The sequence below is a fragment of the Providencia sp. UF-224 genome (assembly GCF_058245955.1).
The window spans coordinates 1-325 of sequence record NZ_JBSICC010000131.1; the positions used below are offsets into that span (position 1 = coordinate 1).

The window sequence follows — 325 nt, forward strand, 5'->3', positions numbered from 1 at the left end:
GCACTTGGCTGTAGGTCATACTGAGTTGCTTATCACTGAGTAACGCAATCGCATCCGTGACCGCCCGTGTGATATCCGGCTGTATCTCCCGTGACGTCGAACCGGCTTCCCCTTTAACAAGGCGCTGCTCCGCTTCGGCGTAAAACGCTTTGCGCGCCTCAGAGCCAAAGCCATTTTTCTCCAAGCGATCAAACCAGTCGGTCAATAACTCACTTTTTTCAGGGGTTGTTTTCGCCTGACGGGTATCGAGGGCGGCCACATCACGGGATTTCAATGAGGCTTCATGCCCGACGGCATCAAGGATTTGCTGGCGACGTTGGGAGAA

The 325-nt window shown here is 54.2% G+C and carries 1 protein-coding gene; it reads right to left on the reverse strand.

Features of this window, described 5'->3' with window-relative positions; translation table 11 throughout:
* Positions 1-325, reverse strand: a 325-nt coding sequence (locus AC4IFO_RS23160; protein ID WP_490737874.1) for a hypothetical protein, incomplete at both ends; no start/stop codon positions are given.